The sequence below is a fragment of the Alteromonas sp. BL110 genome (genome assembly GCF_003443615.1).
Lineage (GTDB): Bacteria > Pseudomonadota > Gammaproteobacteria > Enterobacterales > Alteromonadaceae > Alteromonas.
The window spans coordinates 822,641-840,730 of record NZ_CP031967.1 but is presented as its reverse complement, the minus strand read 5'-3'; the positions used below and the strand labels follow the sequence as shown (position 1 = coordinate 840,730).

Annotated in this window: 13 protein-coding genes; 10 read left to right on the top strand and 3 right to left on the bottom strand. The window is 44.8% G+C overall.

Annotation, left to right across the window (positions count from 1 at the left end):
• The first annotated feature begins 3 nt into the window (after positions 1-3).
• The 5 genes from D1814_RS03655 to D1814_RS03635 all read left to right on the top strand — a co-directional run bounded on the left by D1814_RS03655 (position 4) and on the right by D1814_RS03635 (position 8,645).
• On the top strand, positions 4-3,741 hold the full coding sequence (locus tag D1814_RS03655) for an AAA family ATPase (protein ID WP_118490154.1): 3,738 nt from the start codon (positions 4-6) through the stop codon (positions 3,739-3,741).
• A 124-nt stretch (positions 3,742-3,865) separates the two neighbouring features.
• Positions 3,866-5,287, top strand: a complete 1,422-nt coding sequence (locus tag D1814_RS03650; protein WP_118490153.1) for a S41 family peptidase — start codon at positions 3,866-3,868, stop codon at positions 5,285-5,287.
• A gap of 114 nt (positions 5,288-5,401) precedes the next feature.
• A complete protein-coding gene (gene sstT / locus D1814_RS03645) occupies positions 5,402-6,622 on the top strand; it encodes a serine/threonine transporter SstT (RefSeq protein WP_118490152.1) in 1,221 nt (406 codons plus the stop codon).
• Positions 6,623-6,858: 236 nt separating this feature from the next.
• On the top strand, positions 6,859-8,079 hold the full coding sequence (locus tag D1814_RS03640; RefSeq protein ID WP_118495292.1) for a nidogen-like domain-containing protein: 1,221 nt from the start codon (positions 6,859-6,861) through the stop codon (positions 8,077-8,079).
• Positions 8,080-8,297: 218 nt separating this feature from the next.
• Positions 8,298-8,645 carry an invasion associated locus B family protein gene (locus D1814_RS03635; RefSeq protein WP_220667658.1) on the top strand — a complete coding sequence of 116 codons (348 nt, stop codon included), beginning with the start codon at positions 8,298-8,300 and terminating at the stop codon, positions 8,643-8,645.
• A gap of 34 nt (positions 8,646-8,679) precedes the next feature.
• Here D1814_RS03635 and hutG read toward each other — a convergent pair whose 3' ends face one another.
• Together hutG and hutI are read right to left on the bottom strand one after the other, a co-directional pair.
• Positions 8,680-9,651, bottom strand: a complete 972-nt coding sequence (hutG, locus tag D1814_RS03630; protein ID WP_118490150.1) for a formimidoylglutamase — start codon at positions 9,649-9,651, stop codon at positions 8,680-8,682.
• Positions 9,644-10,903, bottom strand: coding sequence for an imidazolonepropionase (gene hutI, locus D1814_RS03625; RefSeq protein WP_162889816.1), 1,260 nt, complete (start codon positions 10,901-10,903; stop codon positions 9,644-9,646). Before hutI ends, hutG begins: the two co-directional genes overlap by 8 nt.
• Positions 10,904-11,068: 165 nt before the next feature.
• On the opposite strand from hutI, the gene hutC reads away from it, so the two are divergent.
• From hutC to D1814_RS03605, 4 genes are all read left to right on the top strand, one after another.
• Positions 11,069-11,791 (top strand): histidine utilization repressor, encoded by a 723-nt coding sequence (hutC, locus tag D1814_RS03620; RefSeq protein ID WP_118490148.1) that lies wholly within the window; start codon positions 11,069-11,071, stop codon positions 11,789-11,791.
• Positions 11,792-11,897: 106 nt separating this feature from the next.
• Complete coding sequence (gene hutU, locus D1814_RS03615; protein WP_118490147.1) at positions 11,898-13,652, top strand: urocanate hydratase; 1,755 nt, start codon at positions 11,898-11,900, stop codon at positions 13,650-13,652.
• A 2-nt stretch (positions 13,653-13,654) separates the two neighbouring features.
• On the top strand, positions 13,655-15,247 hold the full coding sequence (gene hutH, locus D1814_RS03610) for a histidine ammonia-lyase (RefSeq protein ID WP_118490146.1): 1,593 nt from the start codon (positions 13,655-13,657) through the stop codon (positions 15,245-15,247).
• 90 nt (positions 15,248-15,337) lie between these two features.
• Positions 15,338-15,859 (top strand): CreA family protein, encoded by a 522-nt coding sequence (locus D1814_RS03605; protein WP_232369012.1) that lies wholly within the window; start codon positions 15,338-15,340, stop codon positions 15,857-15,859.
• Positions 15,860-16,012: 153 nt separating this feature from the next.
• Here the strand turns inward: D1814_RS03605 and D1814_RS03600 are convergent, their stop codons facing one another.
• Complete coding sequence (locus D1814_RS03600) at positions 16,013-16,780, bottom strand: MipA/OmpV family protein (RefSeq protein ID WP_118490145.1); 768 nt, start codon at positions 16,778-16,780, stop codon at positions 16,013-16,015.
• Between the two features lie 416 nt (positions 16,781-17,196).
• On the opposite strand from D1814_RS03600, the gene D1814_RS03595 reads away from it, so the two are divergent.
• Positions 17,197-18,090 carry a hypothetical protein gene (locus D1814_RS03595; RefSeq protein WP_118490144.1) on the top strand — a complete coding sequence of 298 codons (894 nt, stop codon included), beginning with the start codon at positions 17,197-17,199 and terminating at the stop codon, positions 18,088-18,090.

Genomic DNA, 18,090 nt, shown 5'->3' with positions numbered 1-18,090 from the left:
ACAATGAGAATATTGACCTTACGCCTTAAAAACTTAAACGCCCTAAAAGGGGAGTGGAAGATAGATTTCACCCAGTCGCCGTTTATCGACAATGGCCTGTTTGCCATTACTGGCCCTACAGGGGCGGGTAAAACCACGCTGCTTGATGCCATATGTTTAGCGCTTTATCACCAAACCCCTCGCTTGGGGCCAATTTCAACGTCAAACAACGACATCATGACTCGCGGCACGGCGGAGTGTTTGGCGGAGGTTGAGTTTGATATTAAGGGTAAAGCATATCGTGCGTTTTGGAGTATGCGTCGGGCCAGAGGGAAAGTTGACGGTAATCTGCAAAGTGCCGATGTTGAGCTTGCTGAAGTTGAAAGCGGCAAGGTATTAGCCACTCAGGTTAGGCCGAAAAGTGAAGAGATTGAAAAGCTGACCGGCCTTAATTTTGCCCGTTTCACCAAGTCTATGATGTTGTCGCAAGGCGATTTTGCTGCATTCTTAAATGCTAACGAGGCCGACCGAGCCGAGCTGCTTGAAGAGTTAACCGGCACCGAAATTTACGGGCAGATATCACAGGCGGTACATCAGCAATTTAGTGACGCTAAACAAAAGAAAAAAGAGTTTGAGATAAAGCTAGAAGGCGTAACCTTACTTAGCGACGAGCAAATCACTCAGCTTGAAGATGAACAAGCACAAACCAAGAACCAAGTCGCAGCGTTTAACCAAACACTTACTGAACTGCAAAAGCAACAGCAGTGGCAACATGCGTTTAACGCCAACGAGCTCGCCATTAAAGAAGCCAGTGAAGCGCAGCAGGCCGCGAATAACGCCATCAATGAGGCGAAGCATGAGCTTGATCTTCTAACTCAAAGCGAGCCGGCTGAAAAGCTTCGCTTGCCATTTTTGCAAAGAAAGGCCCTTCAGCAGGATGTAACCCGTTATAAAGAAAGGCTCGACGAGAAAGCTACGCAGCTTCCCGACTTAAAAACGCAAAAGGCACAACTTAGTTCAGAAGTAACCCATGCCGAAAAAGCGCTAGCGCATACAAAGCAACAAAGCAGTGAGCTTGAAAAGCGCATAAACGAGCAGGTGGTGCCGCTTGATAACCAAATAGCGCAGCTCACTACTGAACAGCAAAAAGCAAACGAAAGCGCGGCAAGTTTAAGACAGTCAATAAACGCGTTAACACTGAAGCGCACAGAAATAGAGAACGCTTCGGCAGATAACAAGACCAAGCTTGGTGAACTTGAAACCTACTTGAATGAACATCATTCACTTAGCGGCATTGCAGAATTTATAAGTGGCTGGAGTGAAACGGCGCGCCATATTGAACATGATCAGAAGCAGTTAGAAACACTGACACAAAGTGTAAAGAATGATCGTCAGGCGCTTTCATCCCTAGATGAAGCTATTGCAATAACAAATGAGTCGTTAAACACCTTAACGCAGACATTCGATGACAAAAACGCGCAAGTTGCCGAGTGCGAAAAGGCACTTCACGCCGCGCTATCTGATAAACTAACTGATACTAATAGTGCTAGTGCGACCAGCAAAGCAAGCCTTCAGCAAGAGCGCGATACCAAGCTTCATCATTGGGATAACGTGTTACAGCTAGGGCATATTCAACAGCAATATTTGGCTCTAGAGCAAGACAAAGTATCGCGGAGTGCACAGAAAGAAGACTTAACGAAGCAACTAGCCCAGCAGCAATCTGACCGCCAAGCCTTGGTTGACGCCTACAAGCAAACTCGTAGTAATTTAAAAGACATAGAGGCGCTTATCGCCCTGGATGCTGAAGTGGCGCACCTGCGCGCACAGTTAAAAAGTGGCGAGCCATGCCCTGTTTGTGGGGCTAACGAGCACACCACGTCTAGCGTGGCTATAGATGTGCCTGAAACTATTCAAAAGCGAGATAGCTTAAAGCAGCAGTTAGATGATATTGAGCAGCAAGGGGCGCGGGCAAAAGAAAGCGTTACACACACTGAATACACCCTTACTCAGGTTGATAAGCAGCTAGAACAGGCAAGCGCTCAACGAGATACGCTGCTAGAAAAGTGGCAGCAGCTTTCAAACGTACTTAGCGCTGATATACCGAGCTTTGAAAAGGTCGACATTAATACATCGCAAAGCGTCGCTCAATTTACCGAACAGTTTAAAACCCGTCTTGATGACATTAGTGCCCAATTAACACGTTTAGAAGAGTGCGAGCAAGCTTTAAATGCTGCACTGCAGGCTAAAAATGAGGCGCAACAGTTGCTACAAGCCAAACAGTCAGAGCATGCTGTTTCGCTGCAGCAGCGCGAAACCTTAGGAAAGCAGTTCACCGAACGCAATGTGGAGCTAGAGAACAAAACACAAGGGATTAACAATAGTATTTTAGCGCTCAGCGAGACTATGTCGGCGCACGGTGCCGACATTCACAATCTGTCTATTGATGGAATCACCAAATGGTTAAATGAAAAAGCCAAAGCGCTTAAAACCTATAAACACAATCATCAGCTACACGCCAAACTTAAAAATGAGTTGCAAGAGGTAGGCAGTACCTTGCTTGTGCTTAACCGAGACATCGAAAGCGCTGAGAATCAGCTGAAGGATGTATCTGAAGAGCTTGTGGAGCTAGATAATAGTTTAAAGGCGCTGCGTGATTCACGCTTAAACGTATTTCCTGAAGGCAATATTGCTGAAACAAGGAATAAGGCAGGCGCTGCCCAAGAAAAGGCTGAACGAAGCGTAGATGAATGCAAATCTCGCCTGCAACAAACGGACACTATTTTGTCTCGTTTAGAAGCAGAAATTGCTCAGTTAAACGAACAATTAAACGAAAAAGAACTGGCACTTACAGAAGCAATAGAGCACTTTAACCGTCAGTTGGCGAGCAGCCCATTTGACGATGAGCAGGCGTTTAGCAATGCGCTCTTAGACGAAGATACCCGTCACACCTTGCTTGCACTGCAAAAGCGATTAACGCAGCAAAAACAACAAGCAGACTTAAAGCTAGAAAACGCGCTGGCTACACGGCAATCGCTGAAAGCCCATGCTAACGCAGCGCAGTGGCAGAGCGAGTTAGAAGAGCACGGTGCACAGTGGCTCGATACGAAAATCACCCAGCAAGCCGGGCAGCGTGACACCCTGTTATCTTCCCTAGGGCAAATTGAACAGCAGCTAAGCACTAACAATCAAGCCCGTGAAAAGCAGCAGCAGCTTGTAGAAGAGATGGCTGCATTCGATGCCTATTATGACGATATTACTTACCTGCACTCGTTAATTGGTTCGGCGAGCGGTGACAAATTCAGACGTTTTGCGCAAGGGCTTACGTTGGACAACTTAGTGCAGCTTGCTAATCAGCAGCTTGATAAATTACACGGTCGCTATCAACTCATTCGAAAAGAAAACGAGGGGTTGGGTTTGAGTGTATTAGACACCTGGCAAGGCGACGTAGTGCGAGATACCAAAACCCTGTCTGGCGGAGAAAGTTTCTTAGTGAGCCTAGCGCTGGCTTTAGCTTTATCTGACTTGGTCAGTCACAAAACCAGCATCGATTCGCTGTTTTTAGATGAAGGCTTTGGCACCCTGGATGCAGAAACTTTGGATGTGGCCCTTGATGCCCTAGACAACTTAAATGCCAGTGGAAAAATGATTGGTGTGATAAGCCATATTGAAGCCATGAAAGAGCGTATTCCTACTCAGCTTAAAGTGATTAAACGCAACGGTGTAGGTTTAAGTGCACTAGAAAAGCCTTATGCGGTGGGGTGAACTCACCGCTTAGGAATTAGTAGCTAAAACGTTTGTTTAAAAGTATGTGCTTGGTAAATGCTCGCAAGATCATGGTTTTATGATACTTTATCGTTATCAAAAGTAGATATGGACATCATAAACAGTGAAACGATTTGCAATATTCCCTCTTTTTGCCTCTTTCTGTTCGTTTGGTAGTACCTTTCAGTGTGAAAGTGAGTTTACATGGCTAAAAAGCACATTTGAAAATAACGATGCTGGTTTTCAATATAGCGTCGAGAAAAACGGGCAGGACCTTTATTCCGCCCACAATAATGCCACTCTTACTCGGATACAAAGCGCGAAAAGTGAAGCGCAATGCCACACGGTGCTTAGCGACTGGCTTACATTTTTTCGCAAGGGGCACATTGGTCTTGCGCTAAATACGAATGGTTCAGAGGAAGCGGTACCCGAATCGGTAGTGCATGATTTCGACTTATCGGCATTTAAACAGTATTTGAAAAGCCAACGTGACGAAACCCTTGAAGGGATCTGGCAATTCTCAAGCTATACGGTTGCGCTTAAAAAAGAGGGTAATGTCCATAAGGCTTATATCGTTGAAAGTACCAACCCTTCATGGAAGGCGGGACAAGTAAAGTTCATCCTTAACGACCCTGCAGACAGCAATACTGCAAAAGTGACGTTTTTTATGGGCGATCACTCCGCCCGACAAATCGATACCATGACACTCTTGGGTAACAATGACGTGGTGTTGGGCAATAGCTTTATCGTTATGTCGCGAGAGGAGCCGCGACAAGAATCGTCGCCTGAAATAACACGCTATGTTCGCCTACTAAGTACAAAGGCTCCGCTATTCGAAAAAATTTCAGTGAACACAGTATTAGTTCGCATACCGTCTTTCGACCATGCCTTCAAAAAAGATATCGACGGGGTTATCGCTGAGCACCTGGATACGATTTTAGAAACCGAAAACCTCATTATCGACATCCGAGGAAACGGTGGTGGTAGTGATGCAAGCTATGCTTCTTTGCTACCAATTTTATACACCAACCCTATTCGCACTGTAGGCGTGGAATACTTATCCACCGAGCTTAACAATTCTAGAATGCTCGGCTTTTTGCAAAACCCTCATTTTAGTGACGAAGAAAAGCAATGGGCCAAAGACGGGTACGACATACTTCAGCAACACATTGGTAGCTACATCAATATTGGTGAAGATGTAACAGTAGAGACATTTGATAAAATTGAACCCTTGCCAAAAAGTATAGGCGTACTTGTAGATTCGAGTAATGGCAGTACCGCTGAGCAGTTCTTGCTGGCGGCTAAACAAAGCAAGAAAGTAAAGTTGTTTGGGCAAACCACCGCAGGTGTACTTGATATCTCTAATATGTATCAAACTGATTCGCCGAGCGGTACTTTTACTTTGCATTACAGTCTAACCAAAAGTTTGCGCATCCCCCACATGGCCATTGATGGAGTGGGCATTCAGCCAGACTATTATATTGACGAAGAGATCCCTATTTATGAGTGGACGTCTTATACGCAAAAGATACTTAAAGGCATGTAAACCCTCATAAACGGCCAGCGTGCGGTTATTTGCGTGTAACTAAGACTAAACAGGTTCATTTGTGTAACGTTATCCTTTATGGTGCTTCGTCAAAATAATAATGGACCAACATTTATGGATTCAACATCACGCCCAAGCTTGTTTCAGCGCTACATGAATGGCAGTTTGGTACTGCAAATTATCATCGGTATTGTATGTGGTATTGCGATAGCGAGTTTTTCACCTTCAGCTGCTCAATCAGCAGGGCTGTTGGGGAGCTTATTCGTAAGGGCCCTTAAAGCGATTGCGCCTCTGTTAGTGTTTGTTTTGGTCATGGCGTCCATTGCCAATCACAAGCAAAACGAGCAAACCTTCATCAAACCCGTTTTGGTGCTGTACCTCGTAGGTACGTTACTGGCTGCGCTCACTGCGGTGTTGGCGAGTTTCGCTTTTCCTACAAGCCTGAGTTTAGTAACTTCAGAAGTTAGTCAAGCTGCACCAAAAGGGGTGTCGGAAGTGCTTACCACGTTGCTTTATAACATGGTAGATAACCCGGTGAATGCGCTAGTAAATGGAAACTATATTGGTATTCTTACCTGGGCTGTAGGTCTAGGTTTAGGCCTTCGACACGCTAGCGAGGCAACGAAAGCACTGCTGCAAAATATGGCAGACAGTGTAACAACCGTAGTGAGTTTTGTTATCAGGCTTGCGCCATTTGGTATTTTCGGTTTGGTAGCCAATACCATCGCGACGACAGGTTTCGAAGCCCTGCTCGGCTACTCGCATCTACTAACGGTACTGATAGGCGCAATGCTGTTTATCGCACTAGTAACCAACCCGCTGTTAGTCTTTTTGGCAACGAAAAAGAATCCGTACCCTTTGGTGTTTAAATGCTTAAAAGAAAGCGGCATTACGGCATTTTTCACCCGTAGTTCTGCCGCCAACATTCCGGTAAACATGGCACTGTGCAAACGCTTAAAGCTAGATGAGGACACCTACTCGGTATCCATTCCGTTAGGCGCTACTATAAATATGGCTGGGGCTGCGATTACAATTACCGTGTTGACGCTGGCTGCGGTTAACACCTTAGGTATTTCTGTAGATTTCCCTACTGCTGTATTGTTAAGCGTTATTGCTGCGGTATCAGCATGTGGAAGTTCAGGTGTTGCAGGTGGTTCGTTATTGCTTATACCGCTTGCCTGTAGCCTGTTTAATATACCTAATGAAGTGGCTATGCAGGTGGTAGCGGTGGGCTTTATTGTTGGTGTGTTACAAGATTCTGCAGAAACAGCACTAAATAGCTCCACCGATGTCTTGTTTACCGCCGCTGCATGTGAAAGGGCTGAATTGAAGTAATAAGCTTGTATAAATGAGGGGTATAGTTAAAAAAGAGGGTGAAAGCTCTCTTTTTTTAATTTAAGGATTAAAATTTAATCTATTCATGGGGTTAACTTGTCCGATTACTTTACATGTTATTATTTAGCTTTCAGTTAACTTATTAATAATCAGTTGCTTATATGTTGGTTCAAAAATTGCTAAAGTGATTTTTCTTAAAATAAGTACAAAAAATAAAGTATAAGGAAGTTATAAGCATGAAATGGTTAAGCACTGTTGCAGTTGCCTCACTAACCCTCGCAAGTTTTTCATTTAACACCCAGGCCAATATCATCATAGGTGGAATGGGCGGACTTGAGGGCTACGGCACAGATGAAACTTACACCGAGTGGGCTCCTGAGTTTAATTTGCCCTTCGAGGTGAAACTCGGCGATAACAGCTATGAAATTTTCCGTCCTAGGCAGTACGGTACTATAGCGTTTCTTGAGAGTGCTAGCTTAGCATACAACGGCGATTCTATTGTCCCTTTTACCGCGACTGGCAATTATGACTGTTTTGGTTGCGGTCAAACTTATATTGGTTCGCCCCAAGAAGGTGTAGTTGCTGTAACTTGGAGTGAGATGAGTACTGATGCGTTCTATCAGGAAAGTGAAGATAACCGTTATAATACGTTTCAAGCACTACTTATAGACCGCTCTGATGATACTGGACAAGAAGGTGATTTTGATGTCGAGTTTAGATATCAAAAACTAGAATACAGAGAGGCGGAAGAAGATAGTGAATATACTCCAGCTTCTCAAGCGGGAGTTTCAACTTCCACACAAGGTTTCATTTCACTTCCCGGAAGTGGCGTAGAAGAAATCTTGGAATTAGCTGAAAGTTCTAATGTTGGTGAAACTGGTATTTGGGTATATAACTTCAGAGACGGCGTTGCCTCTTTAGCCTCTGATGATGCAACTAGTGAAGGTACGGGTACGTCAGTAGATCCTTTTATGCCAACCGAGGTTGTAGATGGCGGCTGGGAGTTTGACTTCAGTGTTGAACAGGAAGAACAAGTTTTCATCGACCCTGATGTAGCCATTGGATACGACTATGTAGTCGAATCAGGTCCTAACATTGGTTCTGTATACCTACCTTCAGGTTTCGATGCAGATTACGAACTTTGGTTAATGGGAAATAATGGTTGGGAATTTGAGAGCAACCTTCTTGCTGAAGAAGAGTTCCTTTTCAATTCTGATGGTGTGTCTGAGTTTCGTATTTTGGGTATCGACACATCCAACATGATAAATCCTGAAGATGATATGGCATTCGTAACTGGCTTAACGTTTGTTGATTCGGGGAACGTTGTGATGACCCAAACTCCTATCACAGAATTTGTTGCTGCTCCTACAGCAGTAAGTGAGCCTAGTCATATCCTTCTACTTCTCACTGGGTTAGGGTTTATTAGCTTACGTAAATTACGTAAGAAGTCCGCCTAGTAATTTAGGTTCAAGTAGGTAAATGAATAAGGGTCTAATTAAGAGACCCTTTTTTATATTATAAAAGGTATCAACAAGTGCGACACTCACTCACTAAGCTCATCTTTATTTTATCGTTATTCATAAGTGTTCCATGCAGTTCAGTTTTAGCCGCTGAAGTCTTCGACTCTTGGAGTTATGAATGTAAAGCCAGTAGTTGTTTCATAAGTCAGTTATTGTTGTCGAAAAAGGGACCAAAGGCTGGAGTTGTAGCAGGTATGAGCGTTGCTCTTGCGTCTAAGCAACGCACAATTCTTACTTTACGCTTTACGAATGATGCAGAGAAGAGCGCTGGGGTTGGTTTAAAAATAGATAGTGAAAAAGCAATTCGTACTAAAATATTGGCTTGCGATAGTAAAATTTGCGAAACCAATATAGTGATGGATGAAAAATTGATTTCAGAAATGCTAGAAGGGCAGGTAGCCCAAGTAGCCTTTATGAGTAAAACAACTAATAAGCAAATCACGCTTCCATTCTCTTTGCAGGGTTTTGCATCAGCATTTCTAAAGCTCAACGAGAGAAGATAACTTACCCAGTTTGTAGGCTGTAAATTTATTGCGTCTAAATGCGTGAGGAAAACACAGCATCTACCGCCTCAAAAATTAGCCGTGCAGCCAGCTTTGCTGTACGGCTATCAATATCATAATTGGGGTTCATTTCCGCAACGTCACACAGTCTCCATTGATACCCATAAGTACTTTGGTGCTGTGCTAAAAAGTGCAGTGTGTTAATAACAAGTGTGGGGGAAATCCCCAACGCACTGGGCGCGCTAACGCCAGGTGCTTGTGCTGCTGGAAATGCATCTAAACATACAGTGACGTAAAGCTCATCGATGTCTTTTAGCATCGGAGATAGCAGTTCATCTATTCGCTGCATACACAGTGATTCATCATTTAACGCCACATCGGTTAAGTAGCGCGTGTTAGACGTGTTGGCAAAGTTAAACAACGCTGGTGTATTGGCTGCTTTCGATACGCCCAAACAAGTGTAATGAAACGGTGTGTCGTGTAACTGGCAGTGATCATACACTTGCCTGAACGGCGTACCTGAACTGGTGTTTGGTGAAGGCTTTCTTAAATCAAAATGGGCGTCGAAATTAATGATACCAATGTGGGACGTTTTCGACTTAGCATTGAAAACCCCTTGATAGCTACCCCATGCAATTTCATGTCCCCCTCCCAGCCCAATGACCAATCCATCATTTTCCTCGAGCGCATAACAGATGGCGTCGGCATATTGGGTTTGTGCCTGGGCTAAGTTCTCTTTAGCAGTAACATTCCCTAAATCAGCTAATGATGCGTTTGGCCAGTGCCAGGGCAAGTTTGCCAGTGCCTGACGAATCGCATTTGGACCATCAGAGGCACCTACACGGCCTTTGTTAAATGCCACACCCAAATCACTCTCAAAACCAACAAGGGTAACTGAGTTGGCTAATGAATTATCTTCGCCCACTTCAAGTTCGTTAACTTTTTGATGCCAACGTAGGCCCTCAATGCCATCTTCACTGTCTATTCGGCCTTGCCACTTAAACATGTTTACCTTCCTTAAACACCGCAACGGGGCGGTGGCCATTAATACAATAGGCGAGCTCTGCCGGCGTTTCGATATCCCACAGTGTTAAGTCAGCAAGCTTGCCTGCTTCAATAACACCTCGGTCATGTAGCGCGAGTGCGCTCGCCGCGTGTACCGTGGCGCCGCGAAGTGCTTCTTCTGGGGTTAACTGAAACAACACGCAACTCATATTCATCGCGGTAAGTATAGAGGCTAACGGTGAACTGCCAGGGTTAAAGTCTGTCGCTATCGCCATTGGAACATTGTGGGCCCGAAGTGCATTTACCGGCGGCTTTTGCACTTCACTTAGATAATAAAACGCGCCCGGAAGCAATACGGCAACGGTGCCACTCTGGGCAAGTAAGGGTATGTCGCTGTCAGCTAAGTATTCGATGTGATCTACCGAGAGTGCGCCGTATTTAGCCGCCAAAACAGCACCTTTACTGTCGCTAAGCTGCTCTACATGAGCTTTAATTGGCAGGCCATGCTCTTGTGCACTGGAAAATACTCGTTCTGTTTGTGAAGTAGAAAAGCCGATGGTTTCACAAAATACGTCAACGGCGTCAGCTAAGTTTTGCGAAGCAATGTGAGGAAGTGCTTGGTCGCATATAAAATCGATATACGCGTCAGGGTCCTCAGCAAATTCATTGGGCAGGGCGTGAGCGCCTAAATAAGTGGTTTGAATGCTAACAGGAAGGTGTTGTTCAAGAGATTTAGCCACACGTAACATGCGCGCTTCAGTGTCTAAGTCTAGGCCATACCCTGATTTGACTTCAATGGTAGTAACACCTTCTTCGCACAGTCGTTTTGCGCGTTTTATCGCAGTATAAAGCAGAGTTTGTTCGTCAGCTCGACGTGTTTTTTCTACCGTGCCTTTAATGCCACCACCTCGCTGCGCAATGTCTACATAACTTGCGCCTTGCAATCGCATTTCGAATTCTTCGGCGCGATTGCCGCCATACACTAGATGCGTATGACAATCGATGAAGCCAGGCAATAGCCACGGGTGTTTGGGCGTTGAATTTTCATTTTGGGGAATTAGGGTAGTGGCATCTATTACGCTTTTGGTCTGCTTAAACACTTCGTCTAGTGAGTCATCGCTAGGAAGTAACGCAGCAATTTTGCCATCTTTTATGACAATGGCGTGTGGCGGTAATTCGCCATAAGGCTGCTCACTTTGCTGCATAGATGCAATGCGAATGTTGTAAATAACCGTGTCGTACTGATAACCCATGACGTGCTCCACTTTAAGTCACTTTTTGTTTAACTCTTTATCTAGCTCTTTTAAGAATCTTTACTGAAGCGCCTTGCGAATTTTAAAAACAGCATACTTGTGCATACTTGTATATACAAGTATGCTGTTAGCATATTATTAACAAATTGGTGATGTCCCCACGATATGCAACCTCGATACAGGGTAATTAAAACGGCAATTTTAGATGCTATTGAAAGCGGTGTAATGAAGCCGGGTAGTCAAGTGCCATCAGAAAACCAACTTGCTCAGCAACATGGTGTTAGTCGAATGACTGCACGACGTGCGTTAAGTGAAATGGTAGATGAAGGCATCTTGATGCGTAGTCAGGGGATTGGCACTTTTGTGTCAGATAGCCGCCCTATGAGTTCAATGTTAGAAATCAAAAGTATCCGTGATGAAATTGAGCGGCGGGGGCATAGATACACTAACGAGATATTGGTGCTTGAAACTGCACCTGCCAGTGATGCTATTTCACAGCGTCTCGCCGTTGATGTAGGGGAACCTATATTTCACAGCATTATTGTTCACTGTGAGAACAATTTGCCCGTTCAGTATGAAGAGAGGTGGGTTAATCCAGCTTGGATTAACGACTACTTAGATAAAGACTTTAAAGCGCAAACCGCAAACTTTTATTTGAACCAAGTCGCGCCCCTTTCTCAGGCGGACCATAGCGTAGAAGCTGTAATTGTTGAAAAAGATATTGCACAAGCGTTACTGATAAAACCTAAAGAGCCTTGCCTAAAGATTACACGACGCACATTTTCTCGCGGGGCTGGGAAGGCAACTGGCGCTAGCGCTGTGGTTAGTCACGCTGTGCTGTTCCACCCTGGCAGTAGATACCGACTGGGAGGACACTTGGAGTTTTAAGTGTAGACGCGCCTAAGACGCTAACTCTTGGGGCGCCTTTTAAAAAGATGCTGCTTCTTATAACAACAATATTTCAGTAAAAGAAAAAGATGCCTAGGAGAAGTTTATGAAACGCCTCGACCCTACAAGAGAAATTCGTGCCCCAAGAGGCAGTACGTTAAACGCAAAGAGTTGGCAAACCGAAGCACCGCTTCGCATGCTGATGAATAATCTGGATCCAGAAGTGGCGGAACATCCACAAAACTTGGTAGTTTACGGTGGCATTGGGCGCGCGGCACGTGACTGGGCATCGTACGATAAAATCGTTGAAGTACTTAAGCGCTTAAATACTGACGAAACATTACTTGTTCAATCAGGTAAGCCTGTTGGCGTCTTTCCCACCCATGAAAACGCACCTCGCGTGTTAATTGCTAACTCTAACCTTGTCCCGCACTGGGCTAATTGGGAGCACTTTAATGCTCTGGATAAAGAAGGTTTGATGATGTACGGGCAAATGACGGCAGGGTCGTGGATATATATAGGCTCGCAAGGCATTGTCCAGGGGACGTACGAAACCTTTGTGAGCGTGGCTAAAACCCATTTTGACGGCAGTGCTGAAGGGCGCTGGATTTTAACCGGCGGCTTAGGCGGTATGGGAGGCGCACAGCCACTTGCCGCTACCATGGCTGGCTTTTCAATGGTGGCAGTGGAAGTTGATGAAACCCGCATAGATTTCAGAATCCGCACCGGCTATTTAGATAAAAAAGCCCATTCGTTAAAAGAGGCCATACAACTACTAGAGGAAGCCAAACAAGATGGAAAGCCCGTATCCATTGGCTTGCTTGGCAATGCTGCTGAGGTATTTCCCGATATGCTAGAGAAAGGGATCATTCCTGATGTGGTAACCGATCAAACCAGTGCTCACGACCCGCTTAATGGCTATCTGCCGGTTGGATGGACGCTAGATCAAGCCGAAGCGCAGCGTACAAAAGACGAAGCTTGTGTGATTAAAAAAGCGAAGCAGTCGATGGCATTACAGGTTAAAGCCATGCTGGGTTTTCAACAGGCAGGCGCGGCAACGCTCGATTATGGCAACAACATTAGGCAAATGGCGCTGGAAGAAGGCGTTGAGCATGCTTTTGATTTCCCGGGTTTTGTACCCGCCTACATTCGACCGTTGTTTTGTCAGGGCATAGGGCCCTTTAGATGGGCTGCTTTATCTGGCAACCCAGAAGATATCTATAAAACGGACGCTAAAGTTAAAGCGCTTATACCCGATAATCCGCATCTACATAACTGGCTAGATATGGCCAGAGAACGTATTCAGTTCCAGGGACTACCTGCGCGTATTTGCTGGGTTGGACTAGGTGAAAGACAAAAGCTTGGACTGGCCTTTAACGAAATGGTGCGCAGTGGTGAACTAAGCGCGCCGGTAGTGATTGGTCGAGATCATCTCGACTCTGGTTCGGTCGCTTCCCCAAATAGAGAAACTGAGGCCATGCTAGATGGTTCAGATGCGGTTTCGGACTGGCCGCTATTAAACGCGCTATTAAACACAGCAGGTGGCGCAACTTGGGTAAGTCTTCATCATGGTGGTGGTGTAGGAATGGGATTCAGTCAACATTCGGGCGTAGTTATTGTTTGTGACGGTACTGATGCAGCAGCCGAACGTATAGCTCGGGTACTTCATAACGACCCCGCCACAGGCGTAATGCGTCATGCCGATGCAGGCTACGACATTGCAAAAGATTGTGCGGTCAAGCATAACCTTGACCTTCCTATGGTAAATAAAGTGGCTAATGATCAAGGGGGTGACAATGCAGGTTCAAGTCATGGCTTACACCAAAATAGCTCATACCAAAACCTAGGCGGGGAGGCGTAGTTATGTCTCAGACGTCTTTTTTCACTGAGCAAGGCGGTATTAAAAAGTTAACCCTTGTTCCTGGCACATTGACCCTAGAACAGTTAAGAGAAGTACATCGAAATCACATTCACTTGTCGCTGGTTGAAAGTGCGATACCTGCCGTAAATGCAGCCGAGCAAGTAGTGTTAAACGTTATCGAAGAAAACCGCACCGTGTACGGCATTAATACGGGCTTTGGGCTGTTGGCTAATACGCGAATTGATGTTGATGAATTGGAGCTATTACAGCGCAGTATCGTGCTGTCTCATGCGGCCGGTACCGGTGACTTTATGCAAGAAGACACAGTGCGTTTACTTATGCTGCTAAAAATAAACTCGTTAGCACGGGGCTTTTCGGGCATTCGGTTAAGCGTAATAGAGGCGCTGATTACCTTGTTTAACGCACAGGTTTATCCTGCTATTCCAGAAAAAGGGTCGGTAGGGGCTAGTGGAGATTTAGCGCCTTTAGCACACATGAGTGTAGTTCTTTTAGGAGAAGGGGAAGCCTTCTACAAAAGTGAACGTATAAGTGCAGCCGAAGCATTAGAAATAGCCGGTATGCAACCTATTGCGTTAGCACCCAAAGAGGGCTTAGCACTGTTAAACGGTACACAGGCTTCAACAGCATTTGCGCTTCAGGGTCTGTTTTATACTGAAAACGCGCTTCATAGTGCTATCGGTATAGGTGCGCTCACGGTTGAAGCCGCGTTAGGCTCTCGCGTGCCGTTTGACGCGCGCATTCACGAAGTACGAGGCCATAAAAGCCAGTGTGATGTGGCGGCTGCATATAGAACATTGCTGGATACGTCAGAGATTGGTAATTCGCATCAGCGGTGTGAAAAAGTTCAAGACCCGTATTCACTGCGCTGCCAGCCGCAAGTAATGGGGGCCTGTTTGCAGCAAATGCGCTACGCCCAAGATATTCTAGTGACTGAAGCTAATGGTGTTAGCGATAACCCGTTAGTTTTTGTTGAAAGCTGCGATGGTTCAAATGTTGGTGAAGCGACCGCTGGCGATATTTTATCTGGCGGAAACTTTCATGCAGAAACGGTAGCGATGGCAGCAGACATGTTGGCTATCGCACTGTCTGAAATTGGTGCACTGTCAGAGCGCAGAATGTCGTTAATGATAGATACTCACTTAAGCGGTCTACCGCCATTTCTGGTTGAAAACGGTGGGGTAAACTCAGGGTTTATGATTGCGCAGGTGACCTGTGCGGCACTTGCTAGTGAAAATAAAACCTTGGCGCATCCAGCATCCATCGATTCTTTGCCTACGTCTGCTAACCAAGAAGACCACGTGTCTATGGCTACATTTGCGGCAAGGAGATTAAGAGACATTTTTGACAACGTAGCCGGTATTTTAGCTATTGAGTGGTTGGCATCTTGCCAAGGGTTAGATTTTAGAAGGCCTCTTACGACGAGTGAAAAACTGCAGGAATTGATGCAGCTACTAAGAGAGCAGGTGCCTTTTTACGACAAGGACCGTTATTTCGCGCCAGATATTGAAAAAGCAAAGGAACTTATAAAGCAGCATGCACTTATGGATAAAACTCAGCTAAACCTGTTAGGCTAAAATGATCACACACTCGTTATTTCGAGTAGATAAATAACAGATCAGCAATAGCATAGAGGCGATAAAGGTATGAAAACAAGTGGACGCTGGATGAAGCTCAAAAAACACCGTGCTTTTTTAAATAGGATTTCAATAAAAAGCACCGCTTTCAAAGGTTCTGTGCTTGGGCTACTCACTGCTTCGCTTTTTACATTAGCAGGCTGTAGCGATAGCGAAGTTGGCGACGTGTCGCTTGGGCTCTTTACGACAAAAGATATCAAAATTGATGCGCTTCAGGACCCTGTTGTCACTGGCGTCACCTGTCATATTTCAAGCATTGAAGCGAATTTAGATTTGTCTGATCCATCAGACAGCTCTATTGCGTGTAGACAAACCGGCACAATTACAGCCGAGATGCTAGAGGCTATTGATAAGTCAGATTCCGGTGAAGTGATATTCAAAAAATCTAAAAGCGTGTTTTTTAAAAACATGAAGCTTCGACGAATCTATGATGCAGACTCGAAGACGCTGATTTACCTGTCTTACAGTACTAAAGAAACATCGGGCAGTTACAAACATAGCTTGTCTACCGTCCCACTGTGGGAAACGCTTGCCTTCAAAAAGTCAACGTAAATACTAACGTTTAAATAACGCGAATGCCCTCGAAAATGAGGGCATTTTTAATGGTGTTTATAGTTTTAAGACTAAGCGTGATAGCGTTTATGTATTAGTAAAGAAGCTTAGCTGTAGAACTTTACACATCTGTAGTGAGAAGGTGGCAATCGCCTAGAAAAAGCGCGTGTAAACCAGCATGGCACTTAATGCGGTGTCCTCGTCAGTTAGCGGACTATCGCTAATGCTATCGTCAAAGAACGTAGCGCCAACCTCTAAACGCGTCATACCGCCTAAAAACTGGCGGGTAGAAACAGCAATGCGGACCTCCGTATTAAGCGCGCTATCGCCGTTATATGCGTTTCGAAACGCAGTAGCTTCCTCGGGACGTACACCGTAATAGTAGTCGACATAGTTACTGTCTTGGTAGGTAACGCCGACCGATGGCTCTATCATGAAGTTATCTACTCTAAACTGTTTGCCTATTCGAGCAGACGCTTGGTAGCCGTCGAACTTTCCCAGAATATCCGCATTGGTTGACAATGAATATACCCAGCTGCCCGCACTATAGTTAAGGCCAACGCCAGCCGCGTAACTAAAGTCTCTATCTTCCATACCGGTAAACACGGCGCTGTCATCTTCTTCATAACCCCCAAATACCGGCACGAGTTGGGCATCAAGGGTGAAGCCCTTTTTTCTAAATAACTCGTAACCTATGAATGGCCCGTAAACCCTAAGCTTTTCACCTGTGTAGCCAATAATAGGAATGGGCACAATACGGTTATCAAAGTCGGTATACACGTCTTGGGATGCGGCAACACCAAAACCCCACATCCAGCCTTGAGGCTGTTGTGGTCTTGCTGGCTGTTGTGCAGAAACGGTGGAGCAGAATACGAGCAATGTTGACAAGCTTACTAAGCCTAAACACTTTACTAGAGTCATTAATTTATTTCCTTTTTAATCACAATACAGCCTAAACTTCAGGTTCGATCAATACTATTCGTACTGTTTAGGTAACATGCCTATTAAAAGGTGTAATCTCAAAAAGCTATATCTTTTTCCAACGTAGGTGGTTTCTAGAACAACTAGCTCGCAGTTATAGTCACGGCAGTAATCACCTCTATTATTAGCTTTTTCTTCTGTCAGGAAGCGCAATCACTGAAAGCAGTCTGAAGGTTAATTATTACAGTAATACGCAAAGAAATTTTGAAAATTAAATAGTTCGTGAAAATAAGTGCACGGCAACTATCTATCGATAGGGGAAGCGAGTTTGTAATAGACTATGCACGGTTTTAGTGTAAAACCAGAATAGTCTTAATTCAGTATTAAGCTTATTGGCTTTGAAATAGGGAAGTGTTATGAAGTTTGTAACAAAGTTTATTGTGCTGGTTGCCATATCAATGCTGGCAGCAGGGTGTGTGACGCAAAGAGGTATGGATTCGAGTGAAAGTGTTCCAATCGAAACTAATATCGAAAAACCAAGTTCAGGTAATCAAACAAACAATGATGCGGTAGATCAGAAGGATGATGGTTCAGGGCAAGAAATCAAGGATGAAGCCGAAGAAGTTAATGGGCCGACAGAAGTTCCGAAGCAAAAAATAGGTGTTTTCATCAATGCGAATGAATTTCCATCGCACACCCATGTTGGTACGACTAAGTTTAATAACTTCACGAAAGAGTATGCATACGACTGGCAGATAGCATCTACGCTTTTCACTAAACTTAAAACAGCAATAGAGCAATCAAGCCGCTTTGAAGTGGTTGACGTAGCACCTAAAGTCAAAGGAGCATGGCAACTAGATTTTGTGGTGAAGCAAAATAACAATTGGTCTTTTAATGAAAACCAAAATGCACTTAGAAAGTCGCTGTTAGCTGCCGGTGTTACAAAAATTATTATTGTACAAGAGGCACCTACGGTAGCCATTACAGAATGCGGTACTTATGGTTGTTCAGAACATCAAAGTGAAGGGTTTGGTCTGTTTACTCGGAGCTTCTTGGGAACCGATTATTACATCGCGTCTGCAAGTTTTGATATCAGCATTGAAAGCTTAGACAAGCCCGTAGACATTGCTTCGCAGCCTTTGTTTAAAGAGTTACAAGATGACGCCATGAAGAACGTGCGCATCGAAGAATTTGCCCCACCTGAAGACTTTGATGACGTTACAGAAAAAGAACTAGCGCCTATCAAAGATTCAATCATTAGTTACTTCGATCGTTTAGCTGAAACGGTAGCCAAGTACTTTTCCAATTAA